At 44.8% G+C, this 15794-nt stretch carries 14 protein-coding genes; 12 read left to right on the forward strand and 2 right to left on the reverse strand.

Going from position 1 to position 15794, the window contains the following annotated elements:
- Positions 1 to 249 precede the first annotated feature (249 nt).
- The gene (locus tag SLS51_RS04845) at positions 250 to 630 is read right to left on the reverse strand and encodes a hypothetical protein (protein WP_323836073.1); all 381 of its coding nucleotides are present in this window, start codon (positions 628 to 630) and stop codon (positions 250 to 252) included.
- A gap of 517 nt (positions 631 to 1147) precedes the next feature.
- Between SLS51_RS04845 and SLS51_RS04850 the strand changes: the two genes are divergently transcribed.
- The 4 genes from SLS51_RS04850 to SLS51_RS04865 all read left to right on the forward strand — a co-directional run bounded on the left by SLS51_RS04850 (position 1148) and on the right by SLS51_RS04865 (position 3514).
- Positions 1148 to 1357: a YbfA family protein gene (locus tag SLS51_RS04850; RefSeq protein WP_323836075.1), complete on the forward strand. Its 210-nt coding sequence runs from the start codon at positions 1148 to 1150 to the stop codon at positions 1355 to 1357.
- A gap of 59 nt (positions 1358 to 1416) precedes the next feature.
- Complete coding sequence (locus tag SLS51_RS04855) at positions 1417 to 2160, forward strand: type 2 GTP cyclohydrolase I (protein WP_323836333.1); 744 nt, start codon at positions 1417 to 1419, stop codon at positions 2158 to 2160.
- A gap of 380 nt (positions 2161 to 2540) precedes the next feature.
- Positions 2541 to 3104, forward strand: coding sequence for a Panacea domain-containing protein (locus tag SLS51_RS04860; RefSeq protein WP_113026977.1), 564 nt, complete (start codon positions 2541 to 2543; stop codon positions 3102 to 3104).
- Positions 3104 to 3514, forward strand: a complete 411-nt coding sequence (locus SLS51_RS04865) for a hypothetical protein (protein WP_323836078.1) — start codon at positions 3104 to 3106, stop codon at positions 3512 to 3514. Before SLS51_RS04860 ends, SLS51_RS04865 begins: the two co-directional genes overlap by 1 nt.
- Before the next feature lie 230 nt (positions 3515 to 3744).
- Here SLS51_RS04865 and SLS51_RS04870 read toward each other — a convergent pair whose 3' ends face one another.
- The gene (locus SLS51_RS04870; protein ID WP_323836081.1) at positions 3745 to 5028 is read right to left on the reverse strand and encodes a citrate synthase; all 1284 of its coding nucleotides are present in this window, start codon (positions 5026 to 5028) and stop codon (positions 3745 to 3747) included.
- A gap of 868 nt (positions 5029 to 5896) precedes the next feature.
- Between SLS51_RS04870 and sdhC the strand changes: the two genes are divergently transcribed.
- From sdhC to sucD, 8 genes are all read left to right on the forward strand, one after another.
- Positions 5897 to 6286: a succinate dehydrogenase cytochrome b556 subunit gene (gene sdhC / locus SLS51_RS04875; RefSeq protein ID WP_058589169.1), complete on the forward strand. Its 390-nt coding sequence runs from the start codon at positions 5897 to 5899 to the stop codon at positions 6284 to 6286.
- A complete protein-coding gene (gene sdhD, locus SLS51_RS04880) occupies positions 6280 to 6627 on the forward strand; it encodes a succinate dehydrogenase membrane anchor subunit (protein WP_323836084.1) in 348 nt (115 codons plus the stop codon). Before sdhC ends, sdhD begins: the two co-directional genes overlap by 7 nt.
- Positions 6628 to 8394 (forward strand): succinate dehydrogenase flavoprotein subunit, encoded by a 1767-nt coding sequence (gene sdhA, locus SLS51_RS04885; protein ID WP_323836086.1) that lies wholly within the window; start codon positions 6628 to 6630, stop codon positions 8392 to 8394.
- 36 nt (positions 8395 to 8430) lie between these two features.
- Entirely contained in the window at positions 8431 to 9147 is a 717-nt protein-coding gene (locus SLS51_RS04890) for a succinate dehydrogenase iron-sulfur subunit (protein WP_323836088.1), read from the forward strand.
- 265 nt (positions 9148 to 9412) lie between these two features.
- The gene (gene sucA / locus SLS51_RS04895) at positions 9413 to 12220 is read left to right on the forward strand and encodes a 2-oxoglutarate dehydrogenase E1 component (protein ID WP_323836090.1); all 2808 of its coding nucleotides are present in this window, start codon (positions 9413 to 9415) and stop codon (positions 12218 to 12220) included.
- A 14-nt stretch (positions 12221 to 12234) separates the two neighbouring features.
- Positions 12235 to 13455, forward strand: a complete 1221-nt coding sequence (odhB, locus tag SLS51_RS04900) for a 2-oxoglutarate dehydrogenase complex dihydrolipoyllysine-residue succinyltransferase (RefSeq protein WP_323836092.1) — start codon at positions 12235 to 12237, stop codon at positions 13453 to 13455.
- A gap of 164 nt (positions 13456 to 13619) precedes the next feature.
- Positions 13620 to 14786, forward strand: coding sequence for an ADP-forming succinate--CoA ligase subunit beta (gene sucC, locus SLS51_RS04905; RefSeq protein ID WP_011145737.1), 1167 nt, complete (start codon positions 13620 to 13622; stop codon positions 14784 to 14786).
- A 2-nt stretch (positions 14787 to 14788) separates the two neighbouring features.
- Complete coding sequence (sucD, locus tag SLS51_RS04910) at positions 14789 to 15664, forward strand: succinate--CoA ligase subunit alpha (RefSeq protein ID WP_058589165.1); 876 nt, start codon at positions 14789 to 14791, stop codon at positions 15662 to 15664.
- Positions 15665 to 15794 lie beyond the last annotated feature (130 nt).

Below are 15794 nucleotides of genomic sequence, written 5' to 3' on the forward strand. Positions count from 1 at the left end.
TTTAAGGTTTTAAGGTTTTAAGGTTTTAAGGTTTTAAGGTTTTAAGGTTTTAAGGTTTTAAGGTTTTAAGGTTTTAAGGTTTTAAGGTTTTAAGGTTTTAAGGTTTTAAGGTTTTAAGGCTTTTAGCCAGAGCCTGTAACTGTTTTTTGTCCATCATTTCACTTGTTTTAGTTGATAAATCAAATATGCCAAAAACAGGTAATTACACAAGCTTATGATTAGGATTTAACAAAAAGCCATAGATTTTCATCAATTTAAAGCGTTGACTATTTCTTCAAATGTTGTATTTGAGTCTATTGCCTGATAGAAGCCATTTTCGACATGCATTGGCGTAATTATATTGGTATTTTTCAATATTGGTTTATTGTTAAAGAAAACAGATAGTTTTTTTCCTACATTTTGCTTTATGAGGAGATTAAATGGTTTACTACAATGAGAGTTGTTTGTTACTTTGATGAAAATGGAATAGTGATTATCCCCTTTTTCCGGGGTAATTTCTGCTATACATAATGGAGTCAAACGAAAAGTTTCACCATTTGTTTTATAGTCAATAGAAAAAGAATTTTTTTTGGAGACACAACCTGAAATATTTGTTATTAATATCAATAATATAACAGTTAATACTTTCATCTTTCCTCCTATTATAGTTAATTCACAAGCATTCTGGAAAAACAGCATGGTGCAAAAGATTACATCATTTTTTCATGCTCATATAATAATTATCAATGAAAATTTTCATATTGGCAATCCTTGATTCTATTGCCAGAATCAAAAGGATATTTTCACATGCCTGTGTCGTTAATTTCTTTATTTTTTTCAATAAGAATTATCTATTGAAACCAGTTCTTTTCCTAAGCAAAGTGAAATCGATGATTATAGGAATAGGATTAAGGATCATGAAAAAATTGACTCTGATATCGTTGATCCCATTTTTACTGACTGTTAATAAAATGTTTGTAATATTACATTTTTATCATATTTTATGTAATAAAATTACAAAAAATAGAAAATATAGCGATAATAACGGCTTAAAAGTGGTCTGATAAGTGGTAAATTTTCATTTTTTGCGATAAAATTTTAAACAATTTACAGATTGATTATTTTTAAGATCCTGCGGAAAAGTGGGATCATTTTAAGGAGGACTAATATGTCTTCATATCGTGAATATCCTTGGCATCAGGTTCTTTTACGCCGTATTGGCGCTGTTACTTTCGGTATCCTGGCGTTTCCGGTTATGTTGTTTCGTCGTGATCGTGCCCGTTTTTACAGTTATTTGTATCGTGTATGGGTAAAAACCAGTAATAAACCTGTGTGGTTAAAACAGTCAGAGCAGGTTTTGGCAGTCAGGAATAACTGACAATTGGGGAGCGGTAACGGTATATTGTTGTCATATAATCAATACACAGGACAAATATGATGCGTAATATTGAGCTGGAAAATGTCATTAACCAAGAGCTGAATGTTGGTGATTTTCAGGATTATGCCCCCAACGGTTTACAAGTTGAGGGGCGTGCTCATATTCAGAGAATTGTTACTGGTGTGACCGCTTGTCAGGCTTTATTGGATGAAGCGGTTCGCCTTCAGGCTGATGCTGTTATCGTCCATCATGGCTATTTCTGGAAAAATGAGCCGGCAGTGATTCGTGGTATGAAACGTAATCGCCTGAAAACGCTGCTCTGTAATGATATCAATTTATATGGTTATCATCTGCCCCTTGATGCCCATCCATCATTGGGAAATAACGTGCAATTGGCCCGTCTGATTAATGCGAAAGTGGTCGGGTTGGTTGAGCCATTCGTGCCGCATGGGGAATTTGAACAGCCGATAACACCGGTGGAGTTAGCTGCACGTATCGAACAGGCGCTGGGTCGCAAGGCGTTGTATGTCGGTGACAATGCACCCGCAGAGATTCGTAAGCTTGCTTGGTGTACCGGTGGTGGTCAGAGTTTTATTCAGGAAGCGGCGGAATTTGGTGTTGATGCTTTTATTACCGGTGAAGTGTCAGAGCAGACGGTTCATATCGCCCGCGAAATGGGGCTGCACTTTTATGCTGCGGGTCATCATGCCACCGAGCGTTATGGTGTTAAGGCGTTGGGGGAGTGGTTGGCTGGTAATTATGGTCTGGATGTCACTTTTATCGATATTCCAAACCCGGTTTAATCACGTTTTCCCAAGACGGAACTCAACAACCACCGACTAAGGTCGGTGGAAGAATATCAACAAAGATGAACTTGATATGACAAAGGGCACTGAGGATATTCATCTTTTGCCTGCTATTATTGATAGCAAGCGTGCTATACCCTATGGATTTCAAGATGCATCGCGGCGGCAAGGGAGTGAATCCCCGGGAGCATAGCAAACTATGTGACCGGGGTGAGCGAGCGCAGCCAACAAAGAGGTAACTTGAAGGATAACGGGTATAGATTATTTCAAACAATATTAGGGGCTGGGGCTAAGATGTTGCTAGGGTTGCGCATTTAGAGCTACAGTATATGTGTAAATTGCCAGTCTGGTATTTCGAAAAAGTCTTGGAGGTTTCTATGTTTTGCGAAGAAAAAGTAGCTCAAATGGCTGCCTACCTGCTGCATAAGTGCGGCGGACGCATGGCATATCTGAAACTTATGAAGTTGCTTTATCTGGCAGATAGAGTATCTATGAATGACTACGGCTACTCTATCACTGGTGATCGAATGGTATCTATGCCTAAAGGGCCAGTTTTATCGCAAACCTTAAATTTAATTACTGGAGATTACGCCAGTGATGAATTTGGATGGGGGGCGTGGATTAAAAGTGAAAAGAATTATGAAATTTCACTCAAACGAAAAAAAGATGTAACAAGAGATGATTTTGAATCTCTTTCTGATGCTGAATTAGGGGTTCTGGATGCCATTTGGGAACAGTTCGGTCATATGAGCCGCTTTGATATTGTGGAGTATACCCATAAACATTGTACTGAGTGGCAAGATCCAGGCGGCAGTTCTTATCCTATTTCACCAAGTTCTGTTTTTATCGCTGTCGGTAAATCACCAGAAGTTGCTGAGAAATTGGCGCGAGAGTTAATAGAAAGGCAACAACTGGACTGTTTTCTTCAAGGATTGCGGTGATGCCGGGTGGGATTTTAAGGAAAGGAAGTTTACTTATCCCATCCGGGTATACAGATCACTTATATATTATCTGCTGTGATCCAGTTTTTTACCCTAAAAAAACTAAGACATGTTTTCTGGCTGTAAATATTAGCTCTTTAAAACCGGACATACCGTATGATCGAACATGTATATTGAATTGTGGCGATCATCCTTTTATTAGACATCCGAGTTTTGTTTTCTATGGTCGTGCTGATATTTTTGGCTCAGTAACAGTTGAGCAACATATGGCTGCGGGCGATATTAAAATCCATGAACCATGTGGTGATTCTGTTTTTAATCGGATTCTTTCCGGGTTTGATATATCTCCGCATGTAACTTTAGAAATTCGAAATTTCTATAAAAAATATTGTAACTCGAATTCTGGATAAAAAGTTGAAGAAGAGCCTGTTCCTAGAGCAAAGTTTTGGTGAATGCCAAAAACAGTTCAGGGAGGAGCAGGCAATAAACGGGTTAGTTGAAATTTTCTGCCTCATTTGGTATCAACAGTTAATTGAAAACGGATGACTCAAACGTCATCGGCAGGATTCCCTTTTCCAATTAAATAAAGCCCTAACGATTAAGTTAGAGCTCTGCCTTCTATCGTAATTGGATTTTATTATTATTTTTCAAGCTGGCTATCGAAATCACGTTTTGTGTAGCCGGTATAGAGTTGACGTGGGCGAGCGATTTTCACACCACCATCGTGCATTTCATTCCAGTGAGCGATCCAGCCGATAGTACGGGCAATGGCGAAAATAACAGTGAACATGGTGGATGGAATACCCATTGCTTTCAGGATAATGCCGGAGTAGAAATCCACGTTCGGATACAGTTTTTTCTCAATAAAATAAGGATCGTGCAGAGCGATACGTTCAAGCTCCATAGCAACTTCCAGCAGGCTGTCATTCAGGCCGAGTTCATCTAGCACTTCATGGCAGGTTTCACGCATGACGGTTGCACGAGGATCATAGTTTTTGTAAACACGATGACCAAATCCCATCAGACGGAAAGCATCATTTTTATCTTTGGCGCGTTTAATGAATTCCGGAATATGTTCAACCGACTGAATTTCTTCCAGCATACGCAGACAAGCTTCGTTTGCACCGCCATGAGCAGGCCCCCAAAGAGAAGCGATACCTGCGGCAATACAGGCAAATGGGTTGGCACCGGAAGAGCCCGCGGTTCGTACTGTTGAGGTAGACGCGTTTTGTTCATGGTCCGCATGTAGGATAAAGATGCGATCCATAGCACGTTCCAGTACTGGGTTCACTTTATATTCTTCACACGGCGTAGAGAACATCATGTTTAGAAAGTTGCCTGCATAGGAGAGATCATTGCGTGGATAAACGAATGGCTGACCAATAGAGTATTTGTAGCACATGGCGGCCACTGTCGGCATTTTTGACAGCAGGCGGTAGGCGGTAATGTCACGGTGACGTGGATTGTTCACGTCCAGAGCATCATGATAGAAAGCAGCCAGAGCACCAGTAACACCACACAGTACGGCCATAGGATGCGAATCACGGCGAAAACCGTTGAACAGGCGATGGATCTGTTCGTGAATCATGGTGTGGCGGGTAATGGTTTTTTTGAATTTATCAAACAGTTCTTGTGTTGGCGTTTCACCATATAGCAGGATATAGCAGACTTCCAGATAAGTGGATTTTGTCGCTAGCTGGTCGATAGGGAAACCACGGTGCAGCAATACACCTTCGTTACCATCAATGTAAGTGATCTTGGATTCGCAAGATGCTGTGGAAGTAAAACCAGGGTCGTAGGTATAGAAACCTTGGGAGCCGAGAGTACGAACGTCGATGACTTGAGACCCAAGGGTCGGTGTGAGCACGTCCAATTCAATAGCAACTGAACCGTCTGGGGTTAGAGTTGCTTTGTTATCTGCCATTACAGTCTCCTTAGCGCTTTCATTTTTATAACTCTTAACAACCACCGCAGAAAGACACCGTATAGAGTCTATCTTATCAGGCTATTTTATCGACTATTCTCTGTCATCAAGAACGGGTTTGGACGGTGCTCTGACAAAAGCGGTCACTTTTGAATGCACTTTGGTGTGGCCCGCGCCGGTGAGCGATTTGTGAGTGAATCGCCTCTTACAGACTGTGCGCATACTCCGGTTGCTGTGCAATCTGTGTTCCCAATTTATTGACAAGAATGGTCTATACCTATGATGCCTGGTGGAATAGGTTCTTATACTGTGTCCCCTGGCACTGTACTACCGGGGAAAAGCTGAAATCAGGCCAATATCACATTTAAGGCTGAAATCTCACCCCGGACGACAATGGTTTTCAGGCTGTTAGCGAATTTTTGAGAATTATGTTTTATGCATTGACTACAAAAATGATTATGATTCGTGCGGACGACACAGTTACATAACTTTAGCTTTTCTTGAGGTCTTTCCTCTTACCAAAAATCAATCTCAAAAGTGTTTTCAACCATATATGTAAGATAAATGTTTAAAGTTTGTCAAACAAGATAATTAATTTTGTGCAATATGTTTGAATCGTGATCTTAATCACTGTTCAGTGGAAATGTAGCTAATCATATTGTGTTGTAATTGTAATAATAATGTGAAGCACATATACTGCCGCCAGGTCTCCGGATTACCCTGCCGTAGGAGCACCCAGCGTAACTAAATCACAACATTTTTTAACATGAAGGATCTATCGTTTGATTAAATGTTGTGTCTTTGTATCCTCTTATCGCTGTCTGATTTCCGCCCAGGTCCGGAGGAAGGAAAATAATAAAAGAGCTGTGTGGGCAAAATTGTGAAAAAACAAAGACCTGTCAACCTTGATTTGCAGACGATACACTTTCCAGTCTCTGCAATAGTCTCGATCTTGCACCGTGTCTCCGGCGTCATTACTTTCGTAGCAGTAGGAATTCTCCTCTGGTTGTTAGGAATGTCTCTCTCCTCGCAAGAAGGGTTTCAGCAAGCCGCCGATATTATGACGGGATTTTTCGCCAAGTTTATTGTGTGGGGCATTCTGACCGCACTGGCTTACCATATCTGTGGTGGTGTCCGTCATATGCTGATGGATTTCGGCTACTTGGAAGAAAACTTAGCGGTCGGTAGTCTCTCTGCCAAAGTGGCAATCGGGATTGCTGTTATTCTGTCGATTCTGGCTGGAGTACTGGTATGGTAAGTAACGCATCTGCATTGGGTCGCACGGGTATCCATGATTGGCTATTATTGCGCGCGTCCGCAATGATTATTGTTTTATATGTTCTTTATATGCTGGGCTTTATCGTTACAACACCGGATATCACCTATGAAGTCTGGCGGGGTTTCTTCGCCTCATCCATCACTAAAGTCTTCACTGTGCTGGCACTGTTTTCCATTCTGGCTCACGCCTGGATTGGTATGTGGCAAGTACTAACTGACTATGTAAAGCCGCTGGCACTGCGTTTAATGCTGCAATTGGCGATTATCGTTGTACTGATGGCTTACTTGATTTACGGAACAATTGTGGTGTGGGGGGTATAGATGAAACTGCCGGTAAGAGAGTTTGATGCAGTCGTTATTGGTGCAGGTGGCGCTGGCATGCGCGCTGCGCTACAAATTTCACAAATGGGATTATCCTGTGCTTTGATTTCCAAAGTATTCCCAACCCGTTCTCATACTGTATCCGCGCAGGGGGGGATCACCGTTGCGTTGGGTAACTCCCATGACGATAACTGGGAATGGCACATGTATGACACGGTGAAAGGCTCCGACTATATCGGTGATCAGGATGCGATTGAGTACATGTGTAAGACCGGACCCGAGGCCATTCTGGAACTGGAACACATGGGGTTGCCATTTTCGCGTTTGGATGACGGTCGTATTTATCAACGTCCATTCGGTGGCCAGTCAAAAAACTTTGGTGGTGAACAGGCTGCACGTACCGCTGCGGCGGCAGACCGTACCGGTCATGCCCTGTTGCATACGCTATATCAGCAGAACTTAAAAAATCACACTACTATTTTTTCTGAATGGTATTCGTTGGATCTGGTTAAAAATCAGGATGGCACTATTGTTGGTTGTACTGCTGTCTGTATTGAAACCGGTGAAGTGGTTTATTTCAAAGCAAAAGCAACTATTCTGGCAACGGGTGGTGCAGGTCGTATTTATCAATCAACAACTAACGCTTACATTAACACTGGTGATGGTGTAGGTATGGCGTTGCGTGCGGGTGTACCTGTACAGGATATGGAAATGTGGCAATTCCACCCAACCGGTATTGCCGGGGCAGGTGTTCTGGTCACGGAAGGCTGCCGTGGTGAAGGTGGTTATTTGCTGAATAAAGATGGCGAGCGCTTTATGGAGCGTTACGCGCCAAATGCTAAAGATCTGGCTGGTCGTGATGTCGTGGCACGTTCCATTATGATCGAAATTCGCGAAGGCCGTGGTTGTGAAGGTCCTTGGGGGCCTCATGCCAAGCTGAAATTAGATCATTTGGGCAAAGAAGTGCTGGAATCTCGTCTGCCGGGCATTCTTGAGTTATCCCGTACTTTCGCCCACGTTGACCCAGTAAAAGAACCTATCCCGGTTATTCCAACTTGCCACTATATGATGGGAGGAATCCCAACTAAAGTGACCGGTCAGGCACTGACGGTTAACGAAAAAGGTGAAGATGTGGTTATTCCGGGCCTGTTTGCTGTCGGCGAAATTGCCTGTGTATCGGTTCATGGCGCAAACCGTTTGGGGGGTAACTCGCTGTTGGACTTAGTGGTGTTTGGCCGTTCTGCCGGTTTGCACCTGAAAGAATCGTTGATGGAGCAGGGGACTAGCCGTGAAGCCAGCGAATCGGATATTGAAATATCCTTGCAACGTCTGAACCGTTGGAATAGTACCCGTACGGGTGAAGACCCGGTTAAAATTCGTAAAGATTTGCAAGCGTGTATGCAGAACAACTTCTCGGTATTCCGTGAAGGTGATGCAATGGCGAAAGGGTTGGAAGAACTTAAAGTTATCCGAGAGCGCCTGAAAAGTGCCCGTCTGGACGATACTTCCTCAGAGTTTAATACTCAGAGAATTGAGTGTCTGGAGCTTGATAACCTGATGGAAACAGCATTTTCTACGGCTGTTGCGGCCAATTTCCGTACTGAAAGCCGTGGTGCTCACAGCCGTTTCGACTATCCGGATCGTGATGATGCGAACTGGTTATGCCATACCCTCTATCTACCGCAAACTGAGACCATGACTCGTCGTGATGTCAACATGCAGCCAAAGCTGCGTGAAGCATTCCCGCCGAAAGCGCGTACTTACTAATGAGTTGCTGATAATCCAGTTGCGGAGGAATAGATTATGAAACTTGAATTTTCGATTTATCGTTACAACCCGGATGTTGACAGCGCTCCTCATATGCAGGATTACACGCTGGAAGCAGAAGAAGGGCGTGACATGATGTTGCTGGATGCGTTAATCCAGCTTAAAGAGCAGGATCCAACACTCTCTTTCCGTCGTTCTTGCCGTGAAGGTGTTTGTGGTTCTGACGGCCTCAACATGAATGGTAAAAATGGTCTGGCCTGTATTACGCCTGTTTCGGCTTTGCGGCGTGGTAGCAAAAAAATTGCTATCCGTCCGTTGCCAGGTTTGCCGGTTATTCGTGACTTGGTTGTCGATATGGGGCAATTCTATGCGCAATATGAGAAGATTCGCCCATATTTGCTGAATGACGGTAAAAATCCGCCGGCACGTGAACATTTGCAATCACCTGCACAAAGGGAAAAACTCGATGGTCTGTACGAGTGTATTCTGTGTGCTTGTTGTTCAACTTCCTGTCCGTCATTCTGGTGGAATCCTGATAAATTTATTGGGCCTGCGGGCTTACTGGCAGCATATCGCTTCCTGATTGACAGCCGTGATACTGAAACGGCTTCACGATTAGATAAGCTGAATGATGCTTTCAGTGTTTTCCGCTGCCATAGCATCATGAATTGTGTCAGTGTGTGCCCTAAGGGGTTGAATCCAACAAAAGCTATAGGCCATATTAAGTCTATGTTGCTAAAGCGTAGTGCGTAATAGGTCCGCCCTCCGCGAGATTTTCTCTGTGGAGGGCACAAAGAATTGAAGAGTATGAGTTGCCAACTGCCAATGATGACAAAAGCTTGAAGTGAGGAACCTTTAAAAACGGTTAGGCGGTTTTTAAAGGTTCCTTGAAGGGTTCCGAAACCCAAAAGAGAACATGCATAAAGCACGTCCAAATGAACCTTTTATCGATACCGTATTTAAGCGGTAATAGTTAACCACGGCGAAAACTAAAGCTTTTAAAGCTTAAGGGATCACAATGCAGAACGGCGCAATGAAGGACTGGCTGGATTCAAGCTTCCTGGCTGGTTCAAACCAGTCTTACGTAGAGCAGATCTATGAAGACTATATAACCGATCCAAACTCCGTTGATGCAAGTTGGAGAGAGATTTTCCAACAATTGCCGAATGCGGGACTCAGCGGTGAACAACTCCACTCGCAGACGCGTGATTACTTCCGCCGTCTTGCGAAAGATACTACGCGTTATCATTCTTCTGTCAGCGATCCAGCAATGGATGCAAAACAAGTTAAAGTTTTGCAGCTCATCAACGCATTTCGCTTCCGCGGTCATCAAAATGCGAACCTTGACCCGTTGGGATTATGGAAACAGGATAGTGTTCCTGATTTAGATCCTGCTTTCCATAATCTGACGGAAGCTGATTTTGCAGAAACATTTAACGTAGGTTCTTTTGCGATCGGCAAAGAGACGATGAAATTGGCTGATTTGTATGAAGCACTGAAACGCACTTATTGCGGTTCTATTGGTGCTGAATACATGCATATCACCAATACGGAAGAAAAACGTTGGATTCAGCAGCGTCTGGAGTCTGTCACTGTCAGCTCTCAGTTTAGCGTAGTGGAAAAGCATCGTTTTCTGGCAGAACTGACGGCAGCCGAAGGTTTGGAGCGTTATCTGGGAGCGAAGTTTCCGGGAGCGAAACGTTTCTCTCTTGAAGGTGGTGATGCGTTGATCCCCATGTTGAAGGATCTTATCCGCCATGCAGGTAAACATGACACACGAGAAGTTGTGCTGGGAATGGCTCACCGTGGTCGCCTCAACGTCTTGGTTAATATCTTAGGTAAAAAACCGGCTGATCTGTTTGATGAGTTTTCGGGTAAGCATAAAGAGCACCTCGGTACCGGTGACGTGAAATATCATCAAGGTTTCTCGTCTGATTTTGCCACTGAGGGGGCTAAGGTTCATTTGGCATTAGCATTTAACCCCTCTCACCTTGAGATTGTCAGCCCTGTCGTTATTGGTTCAGTACGTGCCCGCCGTGACCGTCTGGATGAAGGTCGCAGTAATATGGTATTGCCAATCACTATCCACGGTGATGCTGCTGTTACCGGCCAGGGAGTGGTGCAGGAAACCCTGAACATGTCTCAAGCTCGTGGTTATGAAGTGGGTGGTACAATTCGTATCATCATCAATAACCAGATCGGTTTCACAACGTCTAACCCGAAAGATGCCCGTTCAACACAATACTGTACTGATATTATCAAAATGGTACAGGCGCCGATTTTCCACGTTAATGCAGACGATCCGGAAGCGGTGGCATTTGTTACCCGTCTAGCACTGGATTTCCGTAATACCTTCAAATGTGATGTGATGATCGATTTGGTCTGTTACCGCCGTCATGGTCACAACGAAGCTGATGAGCCAAGTGCAACTCAGCCAATGATGTATCAGAAAATTAAGAAACACCCAACGCCACGTAAAATCTATGGTGACAAGCTGGTGGCTGAGAACTTGATATCAGTCGATGATGTGACCGAGATAGTTAACCTGTATCGTGATGCCCTCGATCGTGGTGATTGTGTCGTTGATGAGTGGCGCTCAATGGGGCTGCACTCATTTACTTGGGAGCCTTATCTGAATCACGAATGGGATGAAGAATACCTACATAAAGTTGATGTTAAGCGTTTGCAAGAGCTAGGTAGGCGCATCAGTTCTGTCCCGGAAGAAGTAACAATGCACTCCCGTGTAGCGAAAATTTATAACGATCGTGCAGAGATGGCAAACGGCGATAAATTGTTCGACTGGGGCGCCGCGGAAACATTGGCTTATGCGACTTTAGTTGATGAAGGGGTTCCGGTGCGTTTATCTGGTGAGGATGCGGGCCGTGGTACTTTCTTCCATCGTCATGCTGTTATTCATAATCAGACTAATGGTTCAGCTTATGTGCCTCTGGCGAACGTTCATAACGGTCAGGGAGCATTCAATGTTTGGGATTCTGTTCTGTCTGAAGAGGCGGTGTTGGCGTTTGAATATGGCTATGCAACAACAGAACCTCGCGCTCTGACGATCTGGGAAGCACAGTTTGGTGATTTTGCTAACGGCGCACAGGTTGTTATTGACCAATTCATCAGCTCCGGTGAGCAGAAATGGGGCCGTATGTGCGGTCTGGTGATGTTGTTGCCGCATGGTTATGAAGGGCAGGGACCTGAACACTCTTCAGCCCGTTTGGAGCGTTATCTGCAACTGTGTGCAGAACAGAACATGCAGGTTTGTGTGCCGTCAACTCCGGCTCAGGTCTACCACATGCTTCGCCGTCAGGCTTTGCGCGGTATGCGCCGTCCGTTGATCGTGATGTCACCAAAATCACTGTTGCGTCATCCACTAGCTGTTTCTAGCCTGGATGAGTTGGCTAACGGTAAATTCCAGACGGTTATTGGTGAAACTGATGCTCTGGAGCCGAAAGATATTAAACGAGTTGTACTCTGCTCAGGTAAAGTCTATTACGACCTGTTGGAGCAACGCCGTAAAAATGAACAAACTGATGTCGCTATCGTGCGTATTGAGCAACTATATCCATTCCCTCATCAAGATGTTCAGTCAACACTGGAACAGTATGCTCATGTACATGATTTTGTCTGGTGCCAGGAAGAGCCATTAAATCAGGGGGCCTGGTATTGCAGTCAGCACAACTTCCGTGAAGTGATCCCGTTCGGGGCTTCTTTACGTTATGCAGGTCGTCCTGCGTCTGCTTCCCCGGCAGTTGGATATATGTCAGTTCACCAGCAGCAGCAACAAGAGCTGGTTAATGACGCACTGAACGTTGAATAAATAAAGGATATAAAATGAGTAGCGTAGATATTCTGGTTCCGGATCTGCCTGAGTCTGTTGCTGATGCCACTGTGGCAGTCTGGCACAAAAAAGAGGGTGACCGTGTTGAACGTGATGAAGTGCTGGTTGAAATCGAAACAGATAAAGTTGTGCTGGAAGTGCCTGCCAGTGAGGCGGGTGTTTTAGAAGCCATTTTGGAAAAGAAAGATGCCACCGTTCTGTCCCGTCAGCTTCTTGGTCGTATCCGCTTGGGCGATAGCACCGGCAAACCGACAGAAATAAAAGAAAAAACAGAAGCAACTTTGGCGAAACGCCAGACGGCGGGTTTAGAAGAAGAGAGCAATGATGCACTCAGTCCGGCGGTCCGCCGTTTGATTGCAGAGCATGATCTTGATGCTAAAGCGATTAAAGGCAGTGGTGTTGGTGGACGTATCGTCCGTGAAGACGTGGAAAAATACATGGCTGATAATGGAAAAGTGGCTAGCAAGCCAGCAGAAGCCCCTGCATCTTCTGTCCAGAATTCTCTGTTGCCACATCGCAGTGAAAAACGTGTTCCAATGACTCGCCTGCGTAAGCGTGTGGCTGAGCGTCTGCTGGAAGCGAAAAACAACACCGCGATGTTGACAACATTTAATGAAGTTAACATGAAGCCAATCCAGGAAATGCGTAAACAGTACGGCGAGGCGTTTGAAAAACGCCACGGTGTGCGTCTGGGCTTTATGTCTTTCTATGTGAAAGCCGTGGTTGAAGCACTGAAACGCTATCCAGAAGTGAATGCTTCTATTGATGGCACTGATGTGGTTTACCACAACTATTTCGATATCAGTATTGCGGTATCGACACCACGTGGTCTGGTAACGCCAGTACTGCGTGATGCGGATGCGTTGAGCATGGCTGATCTCGAAAAACGCATTAAAGAGCTGGCTATCAAAGGCCGCGACGGCAAATTGACCGTTGAAGAGCTGACGGGTGGTAACTTTACCATTACCAATGGCGGTGTATTCGGCTCCTTAATGTCTACACCAATCATTAACCCACCACAGAGTGCGATTCTTGGCATGCATGCTATTAAAGATCGGCCAATGGCGGTTAATGGTCAGGTGGAGATCCTTCCAATGATGTACCTGGCATTGTCTTATGACCATCGTCTGATTGACGGGCGTGAGTCTGTAGGCTTCCTGGTGACCATCAAAGAAATGCTGGAAGATCCTGCACGTTTGCTGCTGGACGTATAGCAACATAATCAGGGCAGATACGCGCTAATATCTGCCCGGTCTGAAGTAAACAAATGTATATGTACAGCTAGTCTTTGGGCTAGCTGTACCAGAGCAACAAAAAAAATCAGAGAGCAACTTACCCATTTTTTGCTCTTCTCAGACTTAATTATGGATAGAACATCATGAATTTACACGAGTATCAGGCAAAACAGCTTTTTGCACGGTATGGTTTACCCGCTCCGGCTGGTTATGCCTGCACGACACCGCGTGAAGCAGAAGAAGCTGCATCTAAAATCGGCTCTGGCCCTTGGGTGGTGAAGTGCCAGGTTCATGCTGGCGGTCGCGGTAAAGCGGGCGGCGTGAAAGTGGTTAACAGTAAAGAAGAAATTCGCGCTTTTGCAGAGCAGTGGCTGGGCAAACGTTTGGTCACTTACCAAACAGATGCGCAAGGGCAGCCTGTTCGTCAGATTTTAGTGGAAGCGGCAACTGATATTGCGAAGGAGCTGTATCTTGGTGCTGTGGTTGATCGTGGTACACGTCGTGTAGTGTTCATGGCTTCTACTGAAGGTGGTGTTGAAATTGAAAAAGTTGCGGAAGAGACCCCGGAACTGATTCATAAAGCGATTATCGACCCGCTGATTGGTCCTATGTCTTATCAGGGGCGTGAACTGGCATTTAAATTGGGTTTAACCGGTAAACAAGTCAGCCAGTTCACTAAAATTTTCTTAGGGTTGGCAAATTTATTCCTGGAGCGTGATCTGGCTCTGGTTGAAATTAATCCACTGGTTATTACGACTCAAGGTGATTTGATTTGTCTGGATGGCAAATTGGGCGCTGATGGTAACGCACTGTTCCGTCAGGCTGAATTGCGTGAAATGCATGACCCATCTCAGGAAGATCCCCGTGAAGCTCAGGCGGCACAGTGGGAGCTGAACTATGTCGCGCTGGATGGCAATATTGGTTGCATGGTAAACGGTGCAGGCTTAGCAATGGGAACGATGGATATCGTTAAATTGCATGGCGGTGCGCCAGCTAACTTCCTTGATGTCGGTGGTGGTGCAACCAAAGAACGTGTTACAGAAGCGTTTAAGATCATCCTGTCAGATGAAAATGTGAAAGCGGTATTGGTTAACATCTTTGGTGGTATTGTTCGTTGTGACCTGATTGCTGACGGTATCATTGGTGCGGTGGAAGAGGTGGGGGTTCACGTACCGGTTGTTGTTCGTTTGGAAGGGAACAATGCTGAGCTGGGCGCGAAAAAACTGGCTGACAGTGGCTTGAATATCATTGCTGCAACCAGCCTGACGGACGCAGCTAAGCAAGCAGTAGCCGCAGTGGAGGCAAAATAATAATGTCTATTTTAATCGATAAAAACACCAAAGTTATCTGTCAGGGTTTCACTGGCAGCCAAGGTACTTTCCATTCAGAACAAGCGATTGCTTACGGTACCCAAATGGTTGGCGGGGTAACGCCGGGTAAAGGCGGTACTGAACATCTGGGATTACCTGTTTTCAATACCGTTCGTGAAGCGGTAGAAGCAACCGGGGCAACGGCATCTGTTATCTATGTTCCGGCTCCATTCTGTAAAGATTCTATTCTGGAAGCGATCGACGCAGGTATCAAACTGATCATCACGATTACTGAAGGTATCCCGACTCTGGATATGCTGGCGGTTAAAGTGAAACTGGATGAAGCGGGTGTGCGTATGATCGGCCCTAACTGCCCGGGAGTCATTACGCCAGATGAATGTAAGATCGGTATTATGCCGGGACACATTCATCGAGCAGGTAAAGTTGGTATCGTTTCCCGCTCAGGAACATTGACTTATGAAGCGGTAAAGCAGACCACTGATGCTGGTTTAGGACAATCTACTTGTGTTGGTATCGGTGGTGACCCTATCCCCGGTTCTAACTTCATTGATATCCTGAAATTGTTCCAACAAGATCCGCAAACAGAAGCCATTGTAATGATTGGTGAAATTGGTGGAACAGCGGAAGAAGAAGCGGCGGCTTATATTAAACAGCACGTCACTAAACCGGTTGTTGCTTACATCGCGGGTGTGACTGCACCAAAAGGTAAGCGTATGGGGCATGCTGGTGCCATTATCGCAGGTGGTAAAGGAACGGCGGACGAAAAATTTGCTGCTCTGGAAGCGGCTGGCGTGAAGACGGTTCGCAGTCTGGCAGACATCGGTGATGCAGTGAAAGAGTTACTTGCTGGCAAGTGATCACTAATAATAAATTCTTATCTATGAGGCCGCTGTAAAGTGGCCTCAGATCGTTAAAAAAGCTGGTTAAAAATAGTTTTTCAACATCGAAAATTTCATAATTCATCTTTGCCGATTGATTTTCTCCATT

It is taken from the genome of Photorhabdus africana (assembly GCF_035181445.1).
Classification (GTDB): Bacteria; Pseudomonadota; Gammaproteobacteria; order Enterobacterales; family Enterobacteriaceae; genus Photorhabdus; species Photorhabdus laumondii.

Bases quoted from the DNA above. Each gene is read 5' to 3' on its own strand.
- SLS51_RS04845 (WP_323836073.1), bottom strand. From the start codon at position 630: ATGAAAGTATTAACTGTTATATTATTGATATTAATAACAAATATTTCA.
- SLS51_RS04850 (WP_323836075.1), top strand. From the start codon at position 1,148: ATGTCTTCATATCGTGAATATCCTTGGCATCAGGTTCTTTTACGCCGT.
- SLS51_RS04855 (WP_323836333.1), top strand. From the start codon at position 1,417: ATGCGTAATATTGAGCTGGAAAATGTCATTAACCAAGAGCTGAATGTT.
- SLS51_RS04860 (WP_113026977.1), top strand. From the start codon at position 2,541: ATGTTTTGCGAAGAAAAAGTAGCTCAAATGGCTGCCTACCTGCTGCAT.
- SLS51_RS04865 (WP_323836078.1), top strand. From the start codon at position 3,104: ATGCCGGGTGGGATTTTAAGGAAAGGAAGTTTACTTATCCCATCCGGG.
- SLS51_RS04870 (WP_323836081.1), bottom strand. From the start codon at position 5,028: ATGGCAGATAACAAAGCAACTCTAACCCCAGACGGTTCAGTTGCTATT.
- sdhD (WP_323836084.1), top strand. From the start codon at position 6,280: ATGGTAAGTAACGCATCTGCATTGGGTCGCACGGGTATCCATGATTGG.
- sdhA (WP_323836086.1), top strand. From the start codon at position 6,628: ATGAAACTGCCGGTAAGAGAGTTTGATGCAGTCGTTATTGGTGCAGGT.
- SLS51_RS04890 (WP_323836088.1), top strand. From the start codon at position 8,431: ATGAAACTTGAATTTTCGATTTATCGTTACAACCCGGATGTTGACAGC.
- sucA (WP_323836090.1), top strand. From the start codon at position 9,413: ATGCAGAACGGCGCAATGAAGGACTGGCTGGATTCAAGCTTCCTGGCT.
- odhB (WP_323836092.1), top strand. From the start codon at position 12,235: ATGAGTAGCGTAGATATTCTGGTTCCGGATCTGCCTGAGTCTGTTGCT.
- sucC (WP_011145737.1), top strand. From the start codon at position 13,620: ATGAATTTACACGAGTATCAGGCAAAACAGCTTTTTGCACGGTATGGT.
- sucD (WP_058589165.1), top strand. From the start codon at position 14,789: ATGTCTATTTTAATCGATAAAAACACCAAAGTTATCTGTCAGGGTTTC.